Origin of the sequence: Aeromicrobium stalagmiti (assembly GCF_013283745.1) — a bacterium.
GTDB lineage: Bacteria > Actinomycetota > Actinomycetes > Propionibacteriales > Nocardioidaceae > Aeromicrobium > Aeromicrobium stalagmiti.
In genome coordinates, this window is sequence record NZ_JABSTZ010000005.1 from 91448 (window position 1) to 111878 (window position 20431).

The 20431-nt window shown below is 70.7% G+C and carries 22 protein-coding genes; 12 read left to right on the forward strand and 10 right to left on the reverse strand.

Annotated features, from left to right (window positions below; all coding sequences use genetic code 11):
* Positions 1 to 24: 24 nt before the first annotated feature.
* The 5 genes from HQK15_RS16890 (at position 25) to secA (ending at position 6172) form a co-directional block, all read left to right on the forward strand.
* Positions 25 to 723: a ComF family protein gene (locus tag HQK15_RS16890; protein ID WP_173492682.1), complete on the forward strand. Its 699-nt coding sequence runs from the start codon at positions 25 to 27 to the stop codon at positions 721 to 723.
* Positions 724 to 829: 106 nt separating this feature from the next.
* Positions 830 to 1459, forward strand: a complete 630-nt coding sequence (gene hpf / locus HQK15_RS16895) for a ribosome hibernation-promoting factor, HPF/YfiA family (RefSeq protein ID WP_173492683.1) — start codon at positions 830 to 832, stop codon at positions 1457 to 1459.
* A gap of 75 nt (positions 1460 to 1534) precedes the next feature.
* Positions 1535 to 2164, forward strand: a complete 630-nt coding sequence (locus HQK15_RS16900) for a response regulator (protein ID WP_254451136.1) — start codon at positions 1535 to 1537, stop codon at positions 2162 to 2164.
* 7 nt (positions 2165 to 2171) lie between these two features.
* The gene (locus HQK15_RS16905) at positions 2172 to 3389 is read left to right on the forward strand and encodes a winged helix-turn-helix domain-containing protein (RefSeq protein WP_173492684.1); all 1218 of its coding nucleotides are present in this window, start codon (positions 2172 to 2174) and stop codon (positions 3387 to 3389) included.
* 80 nt (positions 3390 to 3469) lie between these two features.
* Positions 3470 to 6172 (forward strand): preprotein translocase subunit SecA, encoded by a 2703-nt coding sequence (secA, locus tag HQK15_RS16910; protein ID WP_217361815.1) that lies wholly within the window; start codon positions 3470 to 3472, stop codon positions 6170 to 6172.
* Between the two features lie 6 nt (positions 6173 to 6178).
* Here the strand turns inward: secA and HQK15_RS16915 are convergent, their stop codons facing one another.
* Positions 6179 to 6661: an Rv3235 family protein gene (locus HQK15_RS16915; protein WP_173492686.1), complete on the reverse strand. Its 483-nt coding sequence runs from the start codon at positions 6659 to 6661 to the stop codon at positions 6179 to 6181.
* The gene (locus tag HQK15_RS16920; RefSeq protein ID WP_173492687.1) at positions 6658 to 7260 is read right to left on the reverse strand and encodes a LysM peptidoglycan-binding domain-containing protein; all 603 of its coding nucleotides are present in this window, start codon (positions 7258 to 7260) and stop codon (positions 6658 to 6660) included. Before HQK15_RS16920 ends, HQK15_RS16915 begins: the two co-directional genes overlap by 4 nt.
* A 129-nt stretch (positions 7261 to 7389) precedes the next feature.
* Here HQK15_RS16920 and HQK15_RS16925 point away from each other — a divergent pair, with 129 nt between their 5' ends.
* Positions 7390 to 7893 carry a hypothetical protein gene (locus HQK15_RS16925; RefSeq protein ID WP_173492688.1) on the forward strand — a complete coding sequence of 168 codons (504 nt, stop codon included), beginning with the start codon at positions 7390 to 7392 and terminating at the stop codon, positions 7891 to 7893.
* Here HQK15_RS16925 and HQK15_RS16930 read toward each other — a convergent pair.
* Positions 7877 to 8116, reverse strand: coding sequence for a helix-turn-helix domain-containing protein (locus HQK15_RS16930; RefSeq protein ID WP_173492689.1), 240 nt, complete (start codon positions 8114 to 8116; stop codon positions 7877 to 7879). The two genes, HQK15_RS16925 and HQK15_RS16930, sit on opposite strands and share 17 nt — an antisense overlap.
* Before the next feature lie 108 nt (positions 8117 to 8224).
* Here HQK15_RS16930 and HQK15_RS16935 point away from each other — a divergent pair, with 108 nt between their 5' ends.
* From HQK15_RS16935 to HQK15_RS16950, 4 genes are read left to right on the forward strand one after another with little or no spacing between them, the layout of a single operon-like run.
* Positions 8225 to 8881 carry a hypothetical protein gene (locus HQK15_RS16935; RefSeq protein WP_173492690.1) on the forward strand — a complete coding sequence of 219 codons (657 nt, stop codon included), beginning with the start codon at positions 8225 to 8227 and terminating at the stop codon, positions 8879 to 8881.
* Between the two features lies 1 nt (position 8882).
* Positions 8883 to 10034, forward strand: coding sequence for a CpaE/TadZ family protein (locus HQK15_RS16940; RefSeq protein ID WP_173492691.1), 1152 nt, complete (start codon positions 8883 to 8885; stop codon positions 10032 to 10034).
* A gap of 40 nt (positions 10035 to 10074) precedes the next feature.
* Entirely contained in the window at positions 10075 to 11478 is a 1404-nt protein-coding gene (locus HQK15_RS16945) for a WS/DGAT/MGAT family O-acyltransferase (protein WP_173492692.1), read from the forward strand.
* Positions 11475 to 11783: a hypothetical protein gene (locus tag HQK15_RS16950; protein WP_173492693.1), complete on the forward strand. Its 309-nt coding sequence runs from the start codon at positions 11475 to 11477 to the stop codon at positions 11781 to 11783. Before HQK15_RS16945 ends, HQK15_RS16950 begins: the two co-directional genes overlap by 4 nt.
* A 31-nt stretch (positions 11784 to 11814) precedes the next feature.
* Here HQK15_RS16950 and HQK15_RS16955 read toward each other — a convergent pair whose 3' ends face one another.
* The 6 genes from HQK15_RS16955 to HQK15_RS16980 form a co-directional block, all read right to left on the reverse strand.
* Entirely contained in the window at positions 11815 to 12300 is a 486-nt protein-coding gene (locus HQK15_RS16955; protein ID WP_173492694.1) for a DUF2505 domain-containing protein, read from the reverse strand.
* 31 nt (positions 12301 to 12331) lie between these two features.
* Positions 12332 to 13078 (reverse strand): PspA/IM30 family protein, encoded by a 747-nt coding sequence (locus HQK15_RS16960; RefSeq protein WP_173492695.1) that lies wholly within the window; start codon positions 13076 to 13078, stop codon positions 12332 to 12334.
* Between the two features lie 102 nt (positions 13079 to 13180).
* Positions 13181 to 14410 (reverse strand): bifunctional glycosyltransferase family 2/GtrA family protein, encoded by a 1230-nt coding sequence (locus HQK15_RS16965; RefSeq protein WP_367649232.1) that lies wholly within the window; start codon positions 14408 to 14410, stop codon positions 13181 to 13183.
* A complete protein-coding gene (locus tag HQK15_RS16970) occupies positions 14407 to 16470 on the reverse strand; it encodes an ArnT family glycosyltransferase (RefSeq protein ID WP_173492696.1) in 2064 nt (687 codons plus the stop codon). The genes HQK15_RS16965 and HQK15_RS16970 overlap by 4 nt, the downstream gene beginning before the upstream one ends.
* A 155-nt stretch (positions 16471 to 16625) precedes the next feature.
* Complete coding sequence (locus tag HQK15_RS16975) at positions 16626 to 18062, reverse strand: sensor histidine kinase (protein ID WP_173492697.1); 1437 nt, start codon at positions 18060 to 18062, stop codon at positions 16626 to 16628.
* Positions 18063 to 18067: 5 nt separating this feature from the next.
* Positions 18068 to 18784 (reverse strand): response regulator transcription factor, encoded by a 717-nt coding sequence (locus HQK15_RS16980; RefSeq protein ID WP_173492698.1) that lies wholly within the window; start codon positions 18782 to 18784, stop codon positions 18068 to 18070.
* 130 nt (positions 18785 to 18914) lie between these two features.
* On the opposite strand from HQK15_RS16980, the gene HQK15_RS16985 reads away from it, so the two are divergent.
* Both HQK15_RS16985 and HQK15_RS16990 read left to right on the forward strand, forming a co-directional pair.
* A complete protein-coding gene (locus HQK15_RS16985) occupies positions 18915 to 19178 on the forward strand; it encodes a hypothetical protein (protein WP_173492699.1) in 264 nt (87 codons plus the stop codon).
* A 59-nt stretch (positions 19179 to 19237) separates the two neighbouring features.
* Complete coding sequence (locus tag HQK15_RS16990; protein ID WP_173492700.1) at positions 19238 to 19825, forward strand: TetR/AcrR family transcriptional regulator; 588 nt, start codon at positions 19238 to 19240, stop codon at positions 19823 to 19825.
* Between the two features lie 15 nt (positions 19826 to 19840).
* Here HQK15_RS16990 and HQK15_RS16995 read toward each other — a convergent pair whose 3' ends face one another.
* Positions 19841 to 20431, reverse strand: a complete 591-nt coding sequence (locus tag HQK15_RS16995) for a hypothetical protein (protein ID WP_173492701.1) — start codon at positions 20429 to 20431, stop codon at positions 19841 to 19843.

Here is a 20431-nt window from a genome sequence, read left to right on the forward strand (position 1 = left end):
GGTCGAGCGGACGAGGGTGGTCACGTGCGAGACGTCGTCGTCCCCCTCGCGGACCTGGTGCTGGGTGCCCGATGTGCCGGGTGCGGCGCGATGGCACTGTCGCTCTGCCGGCCCTGCGGCATCTCCATCCGGCCTGATCCCACCGTGGCGTGGCCCGATCCCTCGCCCGACTCGCTGCGCGGCCCGGCGCCAGTGGTCCCCGTCGCCGCGGGCCTCAACACCGACGTGCTGCGGCGTGTGCTCGTGGCGTGGAAGGAGGAGGGCGCGACCCGCCTGACCGCCGTGCTCGACCTCCAGCTGGCCGCCGCGGTGGTCCCGCACCTGCGGCCCGGACGTCCCCTCGCCATCGTCCCCGTGCCGACGTCGCGGCGCAGCAGGAGGCAGCGGGGCAGCGACCTGGTCGGTGACCTCGCGCGGTCCACCGCCCGACGTCTCACGGTGACCGGCGTGGACGCGGTGGTCGTCCCGGCGCTGGCGTACGCCCGGTCGACGCGTGACCAGGCCGGCCTGGGCGCGGCCGACCGCAGGGCCAACCTCGACGGCGCGTTCCGGCTGGATCGTCGAGATGGCCTGCAAGGCCGGGACGTCGTCGTGGTGGACGACATCCTCACCACCGGATCGACCGTGGGGGAGGCCGTCCGGGTGCTCACGGCGGCGGGTCAACGACCCCTCGGAGTGTCGGTCGTCGCGGCCACCCCGCGGCTTCCTGAGACGCGCAGATGAACTTGAGCCGAACACTGGCGGATCGCCCCGGGGCGGTCTACCGTCACAGATATGGCTTGACCAGCAGCGCTGCTCACAGGCGTGACACCGAGACAAGGGAGTTCCCATGGAAATTGTCGTCAACGGTCGCAACAGCGAGATCTCCGAGCGCTTCAGGGAGCACGTCGAGGAGAAGCTTCTCCGGCTCGAAAAATACGACGCTCGGCAGAAAATAAATCGTGTCGAGGTCGAGGTCACGCACGAGAAGAACCCGCGCCAGCACGACACCGCCGCCAAGGTGGAGATGACCCTGCGGTCGCGCGGACCGGCCGTCCGGGCCGAGGCCACCTCGACCGACCAGCACTCGGCGCTCGACGCCGCGATCGACAAGCTCGAGTCCCGCCTGCGTCGCGCCGTCGACCGCAAGCGCATCCACCACGGCGACAAGCGCCCGACCTCGGTGGCCGAGGCCACCGCGGGCCTGCCGGTGGGAGACGACCTCCTGCGCGACGACCCCAGCGACGAGGTCCCGTTCAGCAAGGCCGGGCCGATCGACGTCCAGGGCGACTGCCCGCTCGTCGTGCGCGAGAAGACGCACGAGGCGAGCCCCATGACCCTCGACCAGGCGATGTACGAGATGGAGCTCGTGGGGCACGACTTCTACCTGTTCCTCGAGAAGGACTCGATGCGTCCGAGCGTGGTCTACCTGCGCAAGGGCTACGACTACGGGGTCATCCACCTCGACGTCGTCGAGTGAGCCCTCCGCGCTCGTGCCCCGTTTCCGTGGCATGATCGTCGAGTGACTTCCCGGGGCGATAGCATCCGCGTCCTCTTGGTCGATGATCAGGAGCTCTTCCGACGCGGCGTCAAGATGGTGCTCGGGGCTGATGACAGCCTCGAGCTCGAAGAGGTCGACGACGGCGACAAGGCGCTCGAGCTCGTCGCGGAGAACCCCTTCGACATCGTGCTGCTCGACGTGCGCATGCCCGGGCGCAGCGGTGTCGAGGTCTGCGCGGCGATCAAGCAGATCTCGCCGACCACGGGCATCATCATGCTGACCGCCAGCGACGACGAGTCCGACCTCTACGAGTCCATCCGCAGCGGCGCCTCGGGCTACCTGCTCAAGGACGGGTCTACCTACGAGCAGGTGGCCGAGGCGGTCCGCCTCGTCGCGTCCGGCCAGTCGCTCATCAGCCCCAGCATGGCCACGAAGCTGCTCGACGAGTTCGTGCACATGTCCAAGAGCCCGGCACCGACGACCAACCTCACGCCCCGCGAGCTCGGGGTGCTGCGGCACGTGGCCCGCGGGCTCAGCAACCGCGAGATCGCCGAGGAGCTGTTCATCAGCGAGAACACGGTCAAGAACCACATCCGCAACATCCTCGAGAAGCTGCAGATGAAGTCGCGCATGGAAGCGGCCATGTACGCCGTGCGCAGCAAGCTCGTCGACGACGTCCCCTGACCTTCGCGTGACCCAGCAGCTCACGGTCCTGCAGGCCCGTCGCATCGCCCTGGCCGCGCAGGGGTTCACCCGGCCGCGGCCCGGTGTCGACGGCGAGGTGACGTCGCGGCACGTGGCGCGGGTCGTCGAGCGCCTGGGCTTCTTCCAGATCGACTCGGTCAACGTCCTGCAGCGGGCCCACTACATGCCGCTGTTCTCACGGCTCGGGGCCTACGACGTCGAGATCCTGCACCGGGCGTCGGGCCGTGCACCGCGCCGGCTGTTCGAGTACTGGGCCCACGAGGCGGCCCTCGTCGACGTCAACCTCTGGCAGGCCTTCGGGTTCCGCATGGAGTCGGGCGCCCGCATGTGGGGCGGCATGGCACGCATTGCCGAGGAGCAGCCGGCGTTCGTCGAGTGGGTGCTCGACGAGGTGCGGGCCAACGGCCCCCTGACGGCCCGCGAGATCGAGCACGACGTCCCGCGTGAGAAGGACGGCTGGGGCTGGAACTGGTCCGAGGTCAAGCTGGCCCTGGAGTACCTCTTCTACAAGGGACGGGTCACCGCGGCACGCCGCAACTCAGCGTTCGAGCGGGTCTACGACCTGCCCGAGCGGGTGATCCCGCCCGCCCAGATGGCCGCCCCGCCGCTGGACTCCGCAGAGGCCCACCGGGTGCTGGTCAGCCATGCCGCGGCGGCGCTGGGCGTCGGGACGGCGCAGTGCCTGCGTGACTACTTCCGGATGGACCCCGCGTCGACCAAGGCGGCCATCGAGGACCTCGTCGAGACCGGCGAGCTGCTGCCGGCGACCATCGCGGGCTGGCGCCGTCCGGCCTATCTGCACCGTGACGCGGTGCAGCCCCGCAAGGTCTCCGCGCGTGCGCTGCTCAGCCCGTTCGACCCCTTGGTCTTCGAACGGACGCGGGCCGAGCAGCTCTTCGGCTTCCGCTACCGCATCGAGATCTACGTGCCGGCGAAGAAGCGCGTCCACGGCTACTACGTGCTGCCGTTCCTGCTGGGTGACCGCCTCGTCGCCCGGGTCGACCTCAAGGCGGACCGGCAGGCCGGCGTCCTGCTCGTCCACGGCGCCTGGGCCGAGTCGCACGCCCCGTCCCACACCGCCGCCGAGCTCGCCGACGAGCTGCGGCTCCTGGCCCGCTGGCTCGGCCTCGACACCGTGTCACCACCGGTGAAGGGGGATCTGGCCGGGGAACTCACAGCCGCCCTTGCCTCTGATCTAGACTGACAAGGCTCACAGACTTATCTCGAGTTCCCGCCGTTTCAGGAGTGCATTTCGTGCCCAAGGTCATCGACAAGATTCTTCGCATGGGCGAAGGCAAGGTCCTCAAGCAGCTCGAGGCGATCGCCAAGCAGGTCAACGCCCTCGAGGACGAGTTCCACGCCATGAGCGACGAGGAGCTGCGTGGCATGACGGACGAGTTCCGCAGCCGCCTGGCCGACGGCGAGACCCTCGACGGCATCATGCCCGAGGCATTCGCCACGGTGCGCGAGGCCGCGTTCCGCGTGCTCGGCCAGCGTCACTTCGACGTGCAGATCATGGGTGGCGCCGCGCTGCACCTGGGCAACATCGCCGAGATGAAGACCGGTGAGGGCAAGACCCTGGTCTCCACGCTGCCTGCCTACCTCAACGCCCTGTCGGGCAAGGGCGTCCACGTCGTCACGGTCAACGACTACCTCGCCAAGTACCACGCGGAGTGGATGGGTCGCGTCCACCACTTCCTGGGGCTCTCTGTCGGCCAGATCCTGCCGAGCATGTCGCCGGGCGAGCGCCGCCAGTCCTACGCCGCCGACATCACCTACGGCACCAACAACGAGTTCGGCTTCGACTACCTGCGCGACAACATGGCCGACAACATCGACGACTGCGTGCAGCGCGGCCACAACTTCGCCGTCGTCGACGAGGTCGACTCGATCCTCATCGACGAGGCCCGCACGCCGCTGATCATCTCGGGCCCCACCGAGGACGAGGTCAAGTGGTACGGCGAGTTCGCCAAGATCGTCGGGGCCATGAAGGCCGACGAGCACTACGAGGTCGACGAGAAGAAGCGCACGATCTCCGTCACCGAGGAGGGCATCGACCGCGTCGAGGACCAGCTCGGCATCGACAACCTCTACGACGCGGTCAACACGCCGCTCATCAGCTTCCTCAACAACGCCATCAAGGCCAAGGAGCTGTTCAAGAACGACAAGGACTACGTCGTCATGGAGGGTGAGGTGCTCATCGTCGACGAGCACACGGGCCGCATCCTCGACGGGCGTCGCTACAACGAGGGCCTGCACCAGGCGATCGAGGCCAAGGAGGGCGTCCGGATCCGCGAGGAGTACCAGACCCTGGCCACGATCACGCTGCAGAACTACTTCCGTCTCTACGACAAGCTCGGCGGCATGACCGGAACGGCCATGACCGAGGCGTCCGAGTTCGACAAGATCTACAAGCTCGGTGTCGTCCCGATCCCGACCAACCGCGTCGTGGCCCGCATCGACCAGCCCGACCTCGTCTACCGCACCGAGGAGGCGAAGTTCAACGCCGTCGTCGAGGACATCGTCGAGCGTCACGCCAACGGCCAGCCGATCCTGGTCGGCACGACCAGCGTCGAGAAGAGCGAGCGCCTGTCCAAGCAGCTGAAGAAGCGCGGCGTCCCGCACGAGGTCCTCAACGCCAAGCAGCACGACCGCGAGGCCGCGATCGTCGCGATGGCCGGCCACAAGGGCGCCGTCACGGTCGCCACCAACATGGCCGGTCGTGGCACCGACATCATGCTCGGCGGCAGCGTCGAGTTCCTCGCCGATGCTGCCCTGCGCAAGAAGGGCCTCGACCCGCTCGAGGACTCCGAGGCCTACGAGGCCGCGTGGCCCGACACGCTCAAGCAGATGGAGCAGCAGGTCGCCAACGAGCACGACGAGGTCGCCGCCGCGGGTGGTCTGGCCGTGATCGGCACCGAGCGCCACGAGTCGCGCCGCATCGACAACCAGCTGCGCGGTCGGTCGGGCCGTCAGGGTGACCCGGGCGAGACCCGGTTCTACCTCTCGCTCGAGGACGACCTGATGCGTCTGTTCAAGGCCGACTGGGTCAACTGGGTCCTGCAGACCATGAAGATCCCCGACGATGTGCCGATCGAGAACAAGCGCGTCACGGGTGCCATCGCCTCGGCGCAGGCGCAGGTCGAGGCGCAGAACTTCGACACCCGCAAGAACATCCTCAAGTACGACGACGTCATGAGCGCCCAGCGCTCGGTCATCTACACCGAGCGTCGTCAGGTCCTCGAGGGCCAGGACATGCACGAGTGGGTCACCTCGACGATCAACGACGTCGTGACGGCCTACGTCACCGGTGCCACCGACGGCTTCCCCGAGGAGTGGGAGCTCGAGCAGCTCTGGACCGCGCTCGGCACGCTCTATCCGATCGGCATCACGATCGAGGGCGTCGAGGACGAGGTCGGCGGACGTGAGGGCCTCAGCCGTGAGCTGCTCCAGCAGGTCGTGGCCGAGGACGCCCAGCGGGCCTATGCGGCCCGCGAGGACGAGCTCGGTGCCGAGGTCATGCGTGAGCTGGAGCGCCGCGTCGTCCTGAGCGTGCTCGACCGCAAGTGGCGCGAGCACCTCTACGAGATGGACTACCTGCGTGAGGGCATCGGCCTGCGGGCGTACTCCCAGCGCGACCCGCTGGTCGAGTACCAGCGCGAGGGCTTCGAGCTCTTCAACGCCATGATGGAGGGCATCGCCGAGGAGTCGGTGGGCTTCCTGTTCAACCTCGACGTGCAGGTCGAGGAGTCGCAGGCGGCGGCGGACGACGAGACGATGCAGCTCACGGCCAAGGGCCTCGGGGTGAAGTCGGCGCCCCAGGCGCTCTCGTACTCCGCGCCCAGCGAGGACGGCGAGCCCGAGGTGCGGGGCGAGACGATCACCGAGGACAGCCCCGAGGCCGAGGCGCGCCGCGCGGCGAACGCCAAGAACAAGTCACGCCAGAAGGCCAAGCAGCAGCGCAAGTCGCGCAAGAACAACCGCTGAGGCCGGTCAGGCCCAGGTGAGCGCGGTGCAGCGCCACACCTGGTCGCCGCGGTGCGTCGTCTGCAGCTCGAGGCGCACCGCGATGGCGCGCGAGCGTCCGCGGTGCACCATGCGCCCGGCGACCTCGGCCGCCTCGTCGTGCACCATCGCGACGTGCACGGAGACGATCCGTGCGCCTCGGCCCGACCGTGCGCGCAGGGGCACGCGGGCGTGCGCCGTCAGACGTGTCGTCAGCTGGGCATAGACGTCGGGAGCCATCCACGCGGCCATCTGGCGGACGGGGCGCTCGCCGGACAGGACCTCGACGAGGGCCTGCATGAATCGAGCCGACCGCTCGCGGATGGGGCGTGCGTCGCCGCGCTCGACGGGCACGGGAAGCACCGGCGTCATGCCGGGGAACGGCAGCGGGATCTGCCCTGATGCCGGTTCGACCGGGTCGGCGAACGAGGGGTGCACGGACGGGGCGATCAGGGCGGTGGCGGTCTTCATGGGCGGTCCTTCCCGCGAGGTGGAGTGAGGCGTTGGCCGGGGAAGATCTGGTCGGGGTCGGTCCCGATGACGGTGTCGTTGCTGCGGTGCCAGTCGCGCGTGGCGCTGGCGACGTCGGCGTCCGTCGCCCCCGGGGGCAGCGATCGCGAGGCGATGTCCCAGAGGGTGTCGCCTGCTCGCACGACGACCACGCCGGCAGAGGGTGCGCGGTGTGCGGTCGTCGTGACGCCGGAGGGTCGGTCGGGCAGCCGCAGGCCGTCGAGCGAGTGGGGGGTGTCGTCGCGGGGGCTCGCTCCCTGCTCGGCGTGGGCAGGGGCGATCGTCAAGGCCCCGACGGCTCCGACGAACACGGCTCGCCGCACGAAGCCGGGCGTGATCGCTCGGGCCAGTCGGGAGGTGCGGCCGGTCAGCGAGAGGGCGGCGACGACCAGCGCCCACGTCGACAGCGTCAGCTGCACCAGCGAGCCGAGCGCCAGCAGCGCGGCGGGGAACGACGGCCCGCCCAGGTCGCGGACCAGGCCGCTCGCCTCGGGCCCGAGCACGTACGCGCCGGCGGCGGCGATCGCTGTGACCAGCCATCCACCCCGTGTGAGATGCATCCGAATCACCTTTGATGACGTTTGAGAACGTTTGATGTCAGAAAAGACTGTTTGAGAACATCTGTCAACCATGGTCGCGGCGGGCTGGGGACACTGTCACGGGCCTGCAGGATTCGGTAGCGTGCCGGTGTGCGCTGGGACCGACTGTTCGACGACCTGGAGGGCCAGGCCGCCGACCTCGAGCTCGCGGAGCGTGACGCCCTGGTCGGTGAGCTGCGGGACGGCGACTGGGCCGAGACGTCGTGGCGCGACCTGCTCGGCGGCCGGGTCGCGATCGAGGTCCGCGGAGCCGGACGCCTCGACGGGGTCGTCTCGCTCGTCAACGAGGCGATCATCCGGCTCGAGGGGGATGCCGCCGACCACGTGGTCGCGACGAGAGCCGTCACCGCGGTCCACGAGGCGCAGCGGCGGGCCGACGAGCCGTCCCTGGTGGGGGCGCGGCTGGGCTGGGGTCAGGTGCTCCGCGCGCTGAGGGACGCCGGCGAGGAGATCAGGATCCGGCTCGTCGACGGCTCGTCACGCGACGGGGTGGTCGACGTCGTCGGGCGTGACTTCGTCAGGCTGCGCATGGCGTCGGGCCGCGACCAGGTCGTCGTGTGGACCGCGATCGCCGTGGTCAGTGGTCGGACGTGACGTCGTCGTCGGCCTCGACGATGTCGTTGGCCTCGGCGCGCGCGTACTGGCGCGAGATGTAGTCCTCGAGCTGGTCGTTCTCGATGCGCCACTGGCCGCGTCCACCGATCTGGATGCCGCGCAGGTCGCCTGACCGCACGAGCGCATAGACCTGACGGACCGTGACGTTGAGGATCTCGGCGACGTCAGCCAGCGTGAGGAACCGCGGGCTGGGAGGTGGCATGCAGCCAGTTTCCCACGACAGGGTGTCAAAGCGGACGTGGGTCCTGACGACCTGTGGACATGTGGGCAGGGGGTGGACGCCACGGCGGATGGTCGGTAGAACCTTTCCATGACGAACTGGCGGGGGCCTGGGGAATCAGGCAGGACGACACGACTGCGCATCCGACGATGGCGCGATCCGCGGCTGGTGCTGGGCATCCTGCTGGTGCTCGGCGCCACGGTGCTGGGCGCGCGGGTCGCCGCGGCGAGCGACGACTCGGTCGAGTACTGGTCGGTGAGCAAGCAGGTGCGTCCCGGCGACCCGGTCCTCGCCGAGCACCTCGAGCCCGCCCGGGTGCGGCTGTCGGGTGGGGCCGCCGGCAACTACGTGCGGATCGACGAGGAGTTCGAGGCGCCGCTCGACGACCTGGTGTGGGCCCACGGCCTGGGGTCGGGATCGCTCGTCGGCAAGGACGCCGTGGTGAAGCGGTCGGCCGTCACGCTCAGCCAGCTGCCCCTGAGCGTGACGGACGGTGCCGCGCCGGCCGACCTGTCCCGCGGCGACCTGGTCGACGTGTGGGTGGGGCCCGGGCCCGGCGACGAGCCGGGTGGCAAGGCGGTCCGCGTGCTGGAGTCCGTCCGCGTCCTGCAGTCCGGGGGTGATGCGGCGGCCGCGAGCGGCTCGCTGGCCCAGACGGTGCTCGTCGAGGTCGACGAGGTCAGCCTGGGCCGCTCGGTCATCAGCACGGTCGCCTCGGGCCACGTCACGCTCGTGCGGGTGACGTGACATGGACGTCGTGATCGCCGCAGGTGACGCAGCGTGGGAGTCCGCGGCCATCGGCGAGGTCGAGGCGTCGTCGGTGATCCGGCTCGTGCGTCGCTGCGTCGACGTGGCCGACCTGCTGGCCACGGCCGAGACGGGCCGGGCCGCCGCGGCACTCGTGTCCGTCGACCTCCCGGGCATCGACGTCGACGCGGTCCACCGGCTCGAGCGATCCGGCGTCAGGGTGGCCGCGGTCGCGGGCGATGCCGCACGGTGCGAGGCCCTCGGCATCGTCCGGCAGCTCCGGCTGGGTTCGCTCGACGAGATCGCGCGAGAAGCCCCGACCACCGCCCGGCCCGAGCCGGGGCGGGTCGCTCCGGTGGTCGCGGTGTGGGGGCCGAACGGTGCTCCCGGACGCAGCACCGTCGCCCTGGGGCTGGCGTCGGCCGCGGCGGCACGCGGGGTCGACACGGTGCTGGTCGACGCCGACACCCACGGCGGTGCCCAGGGCCAGCTGCTCAGCGTGCTCGACGACGTCTCCGGCCTCGTCGCCGCCTGCCGCGCCGCCAACCAGGGCCGCGGCCACGAGGTCGCCGACCACTTGCTCGACATCGATCCCGGACTGCGGCTGCTCTCGGGCCTCCCACGGGCCGACATGTGGCCGCAGGTCCGCCCCGGTGCCCTCGACGTCGTCCTGGCGCAGCTGCGGTCGCACGCGGGTCTCGTCGTGGTCGACTGCGCCTTCTCGCTCGAGCCCGGCGGTGCGCCCGGTGGGGCAGGTCGCAACCAGACGACGCTCCAGGTGATCGAGCAGGCCGACCTCGCGGTCGTGGTCGGGCGTCCCGACCCGGTCGGGCTGGCCCGTCTGGTGCGCGGTCTGCACGAGCTCGCGGAGACCGCTCCCGGCCTCGACGTGCTCGTTGCGGTCAACATGGTGCGGACGACGCTCGGCTGGGGCGAGCGCGACATCCGCGCGATGATCGCCCGGCTCGCCGGCCTCGAACCGGCCGCGTGCCTGCCGTTCGACCAGTCGGGGCTCGATCTTGCGGCCGTGAGCGGCCGGACCCCTCGGGAGGCCGCGCCCTCGTCACCGTTCGTGGCTCGGGTCGAGGTGCTCGCGGCCCATGTCCTCGATCGCGTCTCACCCCCGGCGATGCTTGCGCTGTCCGACAGGTGACCCGGTGGTAACTTCTGTGCAGGTCGTCACGAGGAGAGACATGCAACGGTTGAGCCCGCTGGATGCGATGTTCCTGCACCAGGACAGCCCCACGGTGCCCCGGCAGGTGGCGTCCCTCGCGATCCTGGAGCCCGGCGAGACCCCGCTCGACTACGACCGGCTGATTCACGTCATCAACGAGCGCATCGACCTCGTGCCGCGCTACCGGCAGGTGCCCCGCTCCGTCCCGGGTGCGCTCGGCACGCCGGTCTGGCTCGACGACGAGAACTTCGACATCTCGCTGCACGTGCGTCGTTCCGCGCTGCCGCGTCCCGGCACGGCCGACGCGCTGCACGAGCTGGTCGGGCGCCTCATCGCCCGCCGCCTCGACCTCGACCGACCGCTGTGGGAGCTCTACCTCATCGAGGGGCTCGCCGGCGGGCGAGTCGCCCTGCTGTTCAAGGCCCACCAGGCGCTGGTCGACGGGTCCGAGACGGTCGACCTCGCGCAGGTGCTGCTGGAGGAGACCGCCCATGCGCGCGACATCCCCCACGAGGAGTGGAACCCTCGGTCGGAGCCCAACGCCGCCGAGCTGGTCGCCGACACGATCGGCCGCAACATCCGGCATCCCGCCGAGGCGCTGCGCATCACCGAGCTCAACCTCGGCCGTCTCGCACGGCGGCTGCCGATCATCGGTGCCGATGCCCAGGCGCCGCACAGCATCTTGTCGACCGAGCTGAGCCGCCATCGCCGGTTCGCGTCGCTCGCGGCCAACCTCGACGACTTCCGCCGTGTCCGCGAGGAGCACGGCGGCACGGTCAACGACGTGATCCTGGCGGTCATCGCCGGCGGCATCCGGGGCTGGATGCTCACCCGGGCCGAGCCGGTCACTGCCAAGACGAGCTTTCGGGCCATGGTGCCGATGTCGGTCGTCGCCGAGGACGGGCTGCCGACCTCGCTGGGCTCGAAGGTCCGCGGGCACCTGCTGTCGTTGCCGGTGGGGGAGTCCAACCCCGTCGTCCGGCTGCACCAGGTCTCCTACGCGCTGAAGGACCACCGCGAGACCGGGTCGGCCGTCGCGGCCAACACGCTCGCCGCGCTGCCGGGCTTCGCGACCTCGACCTTCCACGCCGTCGGCGCCAGGGTCGCCGACTCCGAGGCCGGACGCGGCCACCAGATCGTCATCACCAACGTCCCCGGCCCGCAGGATCCGCTCTACCTCGCGGGTGAGGCGGTCGCGGAGGTCTATCCGTGCATCCCGCTCAGCGGGCGCCGGGCGCTCGCGATCGGCGTGACGTCCTACAACAGCAAGGTCTTCGTCGGGATCGTCGCCGACCGCGACGCGGTGCCCGACGTCGACGTGCTGGCGCAGTGCATCGAGGACGCGCTCGCCGAGCTCGTCGAGACCGTCGAGGGGCGGCGCGCCCGGGCGCCGCGCGGACGCCAGCGTCCGGCGAAGAAGTGACGCGCGTCTATCTAGGGCTGACGCTCGACGAGCTGGCCGCCCTCGAGGCGGGGGAGACGATCACCCCCGCCGAGGCGTTCGTGTCGGTGTCCGTCGACGAGGAGGACGAGCTCGCGGCGCTCGAGGAGGCCGCTGAGCACGGTGTCGTCGCCGCCGCGGTCGAGATCGACGACGCCGACGGGCCGGTGCGGATGATCGACGTCGCCTCGTTCCACCTCGACCTCGACGGCAGCGGCGACCTCGCGTGGTACGCCCCGCAAGAGATCGACGCCGTGCTCCGCGAGGTGCGGCGCACGGCGTCGTAGGTGACGTGTCGTCGGTGACGACAGGCTCTGCCTAGAGCTTGGTCATCCCGTACTCGACCTCTTCGCGCAGCGACGCGCGGATCGCCTTGGCGACCTCGGGCTCGATCTTCTTGCCGATGAACGGGATCGAGACCTTGACGTCGCCGTCGACGGTGAAGTCGGAGCCGCCCTCCTTGGCGAAGAGCTTGGCCGTGCCGGTCATCTCGGCGGGCTGGCCGATGATGCTGACCTTGACGTCGGCGGTGCGGTTGCCCGAGGCGTCGGGTGCGCTCCAGACCTCGGTCTGCTTGACCTTGACGGTGCTGCCGGTGAGCTTCTTGACGAAGTCGGGCATGTCGGCGTCCTGGGTGCGGATGATGGTGACGGTCGATCCGCCGCCCTGCTCCTCGACGGTGACCGTGTAGTCGGTCGCCCCCTGGTTCTCGCACGACTCGGTACGGAACTCCTGGTTGGCGAGCAGGCCGTACACGGCCTCGACGCTGGCGCCCTCGTAGGAGAACTTCTCGCTGAGCTTCATCTGGTCGTCCTGTTCTGTTCGGGAGTGGAGGTCATTCTGCCGGGTCGACGGCCGCAGGCTGTGCAGCGCCGATGCCCTTGAGCTCGGCGAGTCGCGCCTCGACCTCGGTCATCGTGCTGTCGCCCTCGAGCTCGGCGAACTGCGCATCGAGGCTCGACGCCGCCAGCTCGGCCTGCCCGGCCACCTGCGCCTCGTCGCGGCGGATCTTCTCCTCGAAGCGCGAGAGCTCGCTCGTGGGGTCGAGGATGTCGATCGACCTGACCGCGTCCTGGACCTTGGCCTGGGCCTCGGCGGTCTTGGCGCGGGCGACGAGCTGGTCGCGCTTGGTCTGCAGCTCGCTGAGCTTGGCCTTCATGCCGATGAGGCCGGACTTGAGCTTCTCGACCGTCTCGTTCTGCGCGGCGATCTGCGGAGCCGCGGCCTTGGCCTCGTTCTCGAAGCTGATCTGCTTGCTCAGCGCGACCTTGGCGAGGGCGTCGAACTTGTCGGCCTCGGCCGGCTGGGCCGCCCGCAGCGAGTCGGCCTTCTGCGACGCCGCGAGGGCCTTGGCGCCCCACTCCTTGACCGCGGCGACGTCCTCGGCGTGATCGGCCTCGGCCAGGCGCACGTTGCCGATCGTCTGCGCCACGGCGTCCTCGGCCTCGGCGATGGAGTTCGTGTAGTCACGCACCATCTGGTCGAGCATCTTCTCCGGGTCCTCGGCCTTGTCGAGGAGGGCGTTGATGTTGGCGCGGGTCAGCTGCCCGATGCGCCCGAGGATGGACTGTTTCTGAGCCATGGTCGTCACTTTCGGTCGGTCGGCGGTGAGAGTGCGTGCCGTCGTCCTCGATCTTGGTGCATGGAGAGGGTCCAGACAACCGATACCGGCGCCCCGCGCGCCTCAGACGGCGTGCTCGACCTTCTCGGGCATCCTGCGAAAGATCCACACGCGCATCAGCACGAAGCGCATCACGGTCACGAACAGGTTGGCCGCCGTCAGCACCATGACCTCGACGAGCGGGTGGGCGTCGCCCTGCAGGGCCCGCATGGCCCAGAGGGCTCCGCTCGTGACCGCCAGGCCGCAGGCAAACACCAGCAGGCCCTGCAGCTGGTGCCGGACGGCGCCGTCGGCGCCGCGGAACCCGAACGTGAACCGCCGGTTGGCCGCGGTGTTGGCGATCGCGGTCACGGCGAGCGAGACGGCGTTCGCCTCCTGGGCGCCCAGGCTGCCGCGCAGGGCGACGTAGAGGACGCCGTAGGCCAGCGTCGACAGGATGCCGATGAGCGCGAACACCACCATCTGCGAGCTCAGGCGTCCGCGGGCGCTGCTGGCCGTGGCCCGGCCGAGGGTCTGGGCGACCTCGGCCAGCGGGATGCGTCCACGCATGAGGGCCCAGCCGAGCCGACCCATGCCGCGCAGGTCGGCCGCGGCGGTCTTGACGATGTCGACGCGGCTGTCGGGGTCGTCGATCCAGTCGACCGGCACCTCGTGGATGCGCAGGCCGGCCCGCTCGGCGACGACCAGCAGCTCGGTGTCGAAGAACCACTCGTCGTCCTCGATGAGCGGCAGCAGCTGCTCGGCGACGTCGCGGCGGATCGCCTTGAACCCGCACTGGGCGTCGGAGAACCGGGCCCGCAGCGCACCCTTCAGCAGCACGTTGTACGTCCGCGAGATCAGCTCACGCTTGGGACCGCGCGTCGTGCGGGACGTGCGAGCCAGGCGCGAGCCGATCGCGAGGTCGGAGTGCCCTGACAACAGGGGGGCGACGAGCGGCAGCAGCGCGTTGAGGTCGGTCGACAGGTCGACGTCCATGTAGACGAGGACCTCGGCGTCCGACCGCGACCAGGCCTGCTTTAGCGCCCGGCCCCGGCCCTTCTCGGTGAGGCTCACGACGCGGACGTCGTCGAACCGGTGGGCCAGCTGGTGGGCCAGCAGGCCCGTGGCGTCCGTGCTCGCGTTGTCGGCGATCGTGACGCGGAAGTCGAACGGGAGGGTCCGCAGATGGGCACGGACGGTCTCGACCGAGCCGACGAGGGCCTTCTCCTCGTTGTACACCGGGATCACGACGTCGAGGACGGGGGCGCCCCGGGGAGCGCCGGCGGGGACCGGCTGCATCGCGGTGGCGGTCACTGGATGCCTCCGGAGAGGTCGTAGACCGTGACGCCGTCGACGGTCTGGGCGGTGAAGTTCTCCGTCACCCAGGTCGAGATCTCCGTGCTCGTGCTGCCGCTCGCGTTCATGCCGCCGCGTCCGCCGCCTCCACCACCGCTGGCGATGAAGTAGTGGATCTCGCCGTCGGCGACGTACTGCTGGAACTGCGCCAGGGTCGGGCTCGGGTCGGAGCCGTTGAACCCGCCGACCGCCATGACCGGCAGCTCGGTGGCGAGCTGGTAGCCCGACGCCGTGTTGGACCCGATCGCCGCGGCCGCCCAGGTGTAGGAGTCGGCGTCGGCGGTCAGCAGCGCGTTGATCTCGTCGGTCGACTCCGAGCCGGACAGGAGGCCACCGGTGCCGCCCTGGGTCTGGGTGCCGCCGGGTGCGGTCTGCGCGCCCTGGGTTCCCTGGGTGCCTTGCGTGCCCTGGGTTCCCTGCGTGCCCTGCTGGGTCGGGGGCTGGCCCATGCCGCGGCCACCGCCCGGACGGTTGCCACCGGGGCCGCCCATCCCGCCGCTGCCCGTGCTGGGCCCGGCGCTGGGGATCGAGCCGGTGTGCGGGGTCGCGGCCGTGTCGACCGCGTACGCGGCCGGGCCGGCGAGCATGGCGATCACGGCGCCGGTAGCGACGGCGACGGCCACCCGACGGGGCAGCAGCCGGTGCAGCACCAGCAGGAAGGCGGTCGCCACGCCGACAGCGACGACGGCGTACTTGAGCCACGGCAGGAAGCTCGCCGAGCGGTCGAGCAGGACGAAGCTCATGGCCGAGGTCATCGCGATGACGAACGCGGCGCCGAGGGTCGCGACGACCGAGTCGCGCTGGTCCCACAGGATGCTCGCGCCGATCGCGACCAGGGCAGCGATCGCCGGGGCGAGCGCGATCGTGTAGTAGGCGTGGAAGATGCCGGCCATGAAGCTGAAGGTCAGGCCCGTCACGAGCAACCATCCGCCCCAGACGACGAGCCCGGTGAGCTGGCGGTCGGTTCGGCCGGCGCCGCGACGGAACCACAGGCCGAGACCCAGCAGGGCGATCGCGGCGGGCAGCAGCCAGGCGATCTGGCCGCCGATCTCGGAGCCGAACAGGCGGAGCAGGCCGGTCTCGCCCCAGCCGCCACCGCCGCCGACGGACCCGGTCTCGTTGCCGTTGAGGCGACCGAGGCCGTTGTAGCCGAGCGCGAGCTCGAGGATCGAGTTGTTCTGCGAGCCGCCGATGTAGGGACGGCTCGAGGCCGGCCACAGCTCGACGATCGCGATCCACCAGCCGGCGGCGACGACCATCGAGGCGAAGGCGACGAGCAGGTGCTTGATGCGGGTGCCGACCGACGGCTGCGCGGCGACGAGATAGACCAGCGCGAGCGGGGGCAGGACCAGGAAGGCCTGCAGCATCTTGGCCAGGAAGGCGAACCCGACCAGCGAGCCGCCGAGGACGAGCCAGCGCACGGCGCGCTCCGGCGACTCGATCGCACGGATCGTGGCGTAGACCGAGCCGATCAGGAACAGCGTCAGCATCGCGTCGGGGTTGTTGAAGCGGAACATCAGCACGGCGACCGGCGTCAGGGCCAGGATCGCACCGGCGAGCAGGCCGGCCCACGCGTTGCGGGTCGTGCGGCGCACCGCGGCGTACAGCAGACCGACCGACGCGACGCCCATCAGCGCCTGCGGCACGAGCATGCTCCACGACGAGAGGCCGAAGATGCGCACCGAGAGCGACATCGGCCACAACGACATCGGGGTCTTGTCGACGGTGATCGCGTTGGCGGCGTCGGAGGAGCCGAAGAAGAACGCCTTCCACGACTCGGAGCCGGCCTGGACCGCTGCGGCATAGAACGAGTTGGCCCAGCCCGAGGCGCCGAGGCCCCAGAGGTAGAGCAGGGCCGTGGCCAGCAGGAGGCCGAGGAGGACGGGGCGGACGTGCGGCGAGTCCTCGACCCGGCCACGCCAGAGCTGGCGGAGCCTCGTCGGGGTGGCCGGTGCGGGTGAGGAGCTCGCCTCGCGCTGGTGCGCCGTCGGCGGCGCCGGAAGGATCGTCTGGGTCATGAGACCACCATCGACGGCTGCTCTGGCACAGGGGTGTGGTCACTCTGTGCCCACCCTGTGACCCTCGCGGGGCCCGTCGGGGAGCCCCGTCGCGGGGGACCAGACGGGCGCGGTCAGACGCGCTGGATCAGACGCGCTGGATCAGACGCGCTGGATCAGGCGGGCAGCGTGAGGGTGAAGGTCGTGTCGCCCGGCACGCTCGCGACGGTGGCGTCGCCGTGGTGGGCGTGCATGATCGCCTTGACGAGCGACATGCCCAGACCGGCGCCACCCGACGCCCGGGTGCGGGACGAGTCGCCCCGGGTGAAGCGCTCGAAGATCGTCGGCAGCAGCTCGGCGTCGATGCCGGGGCCGTCGTCGTGCACCTCGACCCGGACGACGTCGCCCTCGACGATCCGCACGTCGACGCGGGTCTGCGGCGGGGTGTGGCGGCTGGCGTTGGTCAGCAGGTTGGTGACGGCCTGGTGCAGGCGCTGCTCGTCGCCGGTCACGGTCACCGGCTCGTCGGGCACGTCGAACGTCCACTGCCGCTCGCGGTCGACGACGCGGGCGTCGTTGACGGCCTCGACCACGAGGCGGGTCAGGTCGACGGGACGGCGATCGATGTCGCGGCCGGCGTCGAGCCGGGCGAGCAGCAGCATGTCCTCCACGAGGGTCGACATGCGTCCGGCCTCGGACTCGACCTTGGCGAGGATCTGGTCCGGGTCGGCCCGGCCGGTGCGACGGCTGAGCTCGGCATAGCCCTTGATGGTCGACAGGGGCGTCCGCAGCTCGTGGGAGGCGTCGGCGAGGAACTGCCGCACCTGCTGCTCGCTCTCGTGACGGGCGTCGAGGGCCTGCTCCACGTGGCCCAGCAGCTGGTTGAGCGCCTCGCCGACCTGCCCCACCTCGGTGGTCGGGTCGGTGAGGTCGTCGGGGACGCGGACGGTCTCGCCCACCTCGCCGGACGACAGCGGCATCGCGGTGACCTGGTGGGCCGTCGCGGCGACGTCGCGCAGCGGCTGCAGCTGGCGGCGCACGAGGACGCGTCCGGCGACGGCGGCGGCACCGATGCCGGCGACGGCCAGGAGCGACTCCCACCAGATGAGGCTGGAGATGGTGCCGTCGACGTCCTCGGTCGGCAGGCCGCCGACCAACGTGTCGCCGTCGTCGTCCTCGACGGCGACGACCCGGTAGGTGCCCAGGGCCGGCAGCTCGATCGTGTGGGGCTTGCCGTCGGCGACCACCTCGGTGAGCGCCTCGATCGCGGTCGTCGACAGGGCCCGGGGCGGGCCCTGCGTGGTCAGCACGACTCCGCGCTGGTTCGTGGAGTCGTACGTCGCGGTGACCGTTCCGGCGGCCTGGCCGAGCGGCAGCGGCACGCCCTGGCCTCGCTGCGGCAGCCCCCCGCCGAAGCCGTCGTTCGACGGGTCCCGCTGCTCGCGCTGGGCGCGGTCGAAGGCCTGCTCCAGCTGGTCGTCGAGCTTGCCCGTCAGGTAGGACCGCATGATCAGGGTCGCCGAGACCGACACGAGGATGCTCACGACGGCGACGAACGTCACCACCGTCAGGATCAGGCGCCCGGTCAGTGACGAGGGCAGGAGCTTGCGCATGGGCCCTACTCTGCCGGTTTGAGCACGTAGCCCGCGCCGCGCTTGGTGTGGATCATCGGCTCGTGCCCCGCATCGATCTTCTTGCGGAGGTAGGAGATGTAGAGCTCGACGACGTTGGCCTGGCCGCCGAAGTCGTAGTCCCAGACGCGGTCGAGGATCTGTGCCTTCGACATGACGCGGCGCGGGTTGCGCATCAGGAAGCGGAGCAGCTCGAACTCGGTCGCGGTCAGGTCGATCTCGCGGCCGGCGCGGTGCACGTCGCGGCTGTCCTCGTCCAGGGTCAGGTCACCGACCGTGATGACGTTGTCGGGCTTCGCGTCCATGGCGCCGGCGCGGCGCATGAGCCCGCGCAGCCGGGCGATGACCTCCTCGAGGCTGAACGGCTTGGTGACGTAGTCGTCGCCGCCGGCCGTGAGCCCGGCGACACGGTCCTCGACGGAGTCGCGGGCGGTGAGGAACAGGACGGGGATCTCGGGGGCGAACGCCCGCACCTTGCGCAGCACCTCCATGCCGTCGTAGTCGGGCAGCATCATGTCGAGCACGATCGCGTCGGGCGCGAAGTCCTTGGCCGCGGCGACGGCCTTGCGTCCTGAGTGCGCGGTCTGGATCTCCCAGCCCTCGTAGCGCAGCGCCATCTGCAGGAGCTCGGCGATGTTGACCTCGTCGTCGACGACGAGGACGCGCAGGGGGGATCCGTCGGCGCGAGTCAGTGAAGAAGCCATGAGTCCAGTGTGGGTGTGCTGGACGAGATCTGCATGGGTGGACGCTGTGCAGAACCTGTGAATGGTTCGCTCAGCGTTGCTCGAGCCTGCTCACAGGCTGGTGACAGGCACGGCACCGAGCATGGTGGGCATGAATGATGCTCAGCAGACCGCGGACACCGACTCGCGGCAGTGGTCGACCCGGACGATGCTCGCCGCAGCCCTGGCGGCTGTCGTCCTCGGAGTGGGGGCGGGCGCAGCGCTCGGGGCCGCCGGCGGAGACTCCTCGTCAGGCCGTGGCGGGCCCGGTGGGGGAGGACCCGGCCAGATGAGGGGTCAGATGCCCGGGCAGATGCAGGGCCAGGTGCCCGGGCAGATGCAGGGCCGGGCGCCGGGGCAGCAGCAGACTCCCTAGACACGAGCGTCGCGGACACCTCCGCCACGCGGGGCGGTGGCCTGACTACGCTGTCATCCATGACGCGCCTGACCCGTACCCAGGTGCAGGAGCGCAATCGCGAGACAGTGCTCGAGGTGGCCAGAGCCGCGTTCCTGCGAGACGGCTACGTCGCGACCTCGCTGGCCTCGGTCGCCAAGGAGGCCGGCTTCACGACGGGCATCGTCTACTCCAGCTTCGGCAGCAAGGCCGACCTGGCGCTGGGCGTCCTGGCCGGGCTCCAGACCGAGCAGATCGCCGCCCTGGCCGACCGGGTGACCCGGGTGTCGTCGTCCGACGACGTGCTGGCCCAGGTCAAGGCGTGGGCCGCGGCGGCGACGGCGTCCGGCTGGGTGCGGTTCGAGCTCGAGCTGCTGCTCGACACGATCAACGACCCGCGCCTGGCGGCCGAGCAGACCGCACGGCAGGAGTCGGCAGTCGCGCAGGCTGCCGAGGTCGTCCGCTCGTTCGTGACGGCCGACGACGTGGACGACGAGACCGTCGTGGTGCTCGCCGAGGCGGCCGTCGACTACGCGATCGGCGTCGCGATCCGCCAGGTGACCAACCGGGCCGCGTCGCCCGACCGGTTCCTGCGCCTCATCGCGCCCCTGCTCGCGTCGATCACCTAGCCCGACCGCTCGGGCTCACTCGACGTCGACGCCACCGGCGGTGTACGGCCGTTCGTCCTCGCCGTCGAGGCACGTGCCGCCGACGACGTCGGCCGGGAACCCGTACTTCTCGAGCGTCGCGCAGTCGGTGAGCTCCTGGCCGCTCCAGACCTCCTGCCACGTGCCGCCGGGCTTGGCCCACAGGGTCGCGTTGCCGCCGCACTGGGGGACGAAGTGCCCGCCGGCCGCCCATCCGCCGGTGTCGAGGCGCGAGACGTAGATCTGCGGCTTCTCGGTGCACACGTCGTCGGTCGTCGACTGGGCCTTGGCCAGCTCGGACGCGATGAACGCCTTGAAGTCGGCCGGTGCTCCGGTGAGCTTTGCGGTGTCGGCGGCCGTGGTGATGCTCACGCCGTTGGCGTCGTCGGTCTCGTAGTCGAGCAGCTGTCCGGCCGGGGCGTCAGGCGTCGTGGTCGCATCCGGCCCGCTGGTCGCGGGGGAAGTGGGTTCCGCGGTGGTCGGCGACGACGACGTCGGGTCGGACGCCTCGGGCTCGTCCGACCCGCAGGCGGTGAGCAGGAGCATCGACGTGGCGGCGGCCACCAGCAGGACCTTCGTGCGAGTCAT

What these genes read in the sequence shown, in the direction of transcription:
- hpf (WP_173492683.1), top strand. Translation starts at nt 830, where the DNA reads ATGGAAATTGTCGTCAACGGTCGCAACAGCGAGATCTCCGAGCGCTTC.
- secA (WP_217361815.1), top strand. Translation starts at nt 3,470, where the DNA reads ATGGGCGAAGGCAAGGTCCTCAAGCAGCTCGAGGCGATCGCCAAGCAG.
- HQK15_RS16915 (WP_173492686.1), bottom strand. Translation starts at nt 6,661, where the DNA reads ATGAAGACCGCCACCGCCCTGATCGCCCCGTCCGTGCACCCCTCGTTC.
- HQK15_RS16920 (WP_173492687.1), bottom strand. Translation starts at nt 7,260, where the DNA reads ATGCATCTCACACGGGGTGGATGGCTGGTCACAGCGATCGCCGCCGCC.
- HQK15_RS16930 (WP_173492689.1), bottom strand. Translation starts at nt 8,116, where the DNA reads ATGCCACCTCCCAGCCCGCGGTTCCTCACGCTGGCTGACGTCGCCGAG.
- HQK15_RS16935 (WP_173492690.1), top strand. Translation starts at nt 8,225, where the DNA reads ATGACGAACTGGCGGGGGCCTGGGGAATCAGGCAGGACGACACGACTG.
- HQK15_RS16940 (WP_173492691.1), top strand. Translation starts at nt 8,883, where the DNA reads ATGGACGTCGTGATCGCCGCAGGTGACGCAGCGTGGGAGTCCGCGGCC.
- HQK15_RS16945 (WP_173492692.1), top strand. Translation starts at nt 10,075, where the DNA reads ATGCAACGGTTGAGCCCGCTGGATGCGATGTTCCTGCACCAGGACAGC.
- HQK15_RS16955 (WP_173492694.1), bottom strand. Translation starts at nt 12,300, where the DNA reads ATGAAGCTCAGCGAGAAGTTCTCCTACGAGGGCGCCAGCGTCGAGGCC.
- HQK15_RS16960 (WP_173492695.1), bottom strand. Translation starts at nt 13,078, where the DNA reads ATGGCTCAGAAACAGTCCATCCTCGGGCGCATCGGGCAGCTGACCCGC.
- HQK15_RS16970 (WP_173492696.1), bottom strand. Translation starts at nt 16,470, where the DNA reads ATGACCCAGACGATCCTTCCGGCGCCGCCGACGGCGCACCAGCGCGAG.
- HQK15_RS16975 (WP_173492697.1), bottom strand. Translation starts at nt 18,062, where the DNA reads ATGCGCAAGCTCCTGCCCTCGTCACTGACCGGGCGCCTGATCCTGACG.
- HQK15_RS16980 (WP_173492698.1), bottom strand. Translation starts at nt 18,784, where the DNA reads ATGGCTTCTTCACTGACTCGCGCCGACGGATCCCCCCTGCGCGTCCTC.
- HQK15_RS16985 (WP_173492699.1), top strand. Translation starts at nt 18,915, where the DNA reads ATGAATGATGCTCAGCAGACCGCGGACACCGACTCGCGGCAGTGGTCG.
- HQK15_RS16990 (WP_173492700.1), top strand. Translation starts at nt 19,238, where the DNA reads ATGACGCGCCTGACCCGTACCCAGGTGCAGGAGCGCAATCGCGAGACA.
- HQK15_RS16995 (WP_173492701.1), bottom strand. Translation starts at nt 20,431, where the DNA reads ATGACTCGCACGAAGGTCCTGCTGGTGGCCGCCGCCACGTCGATGCTC.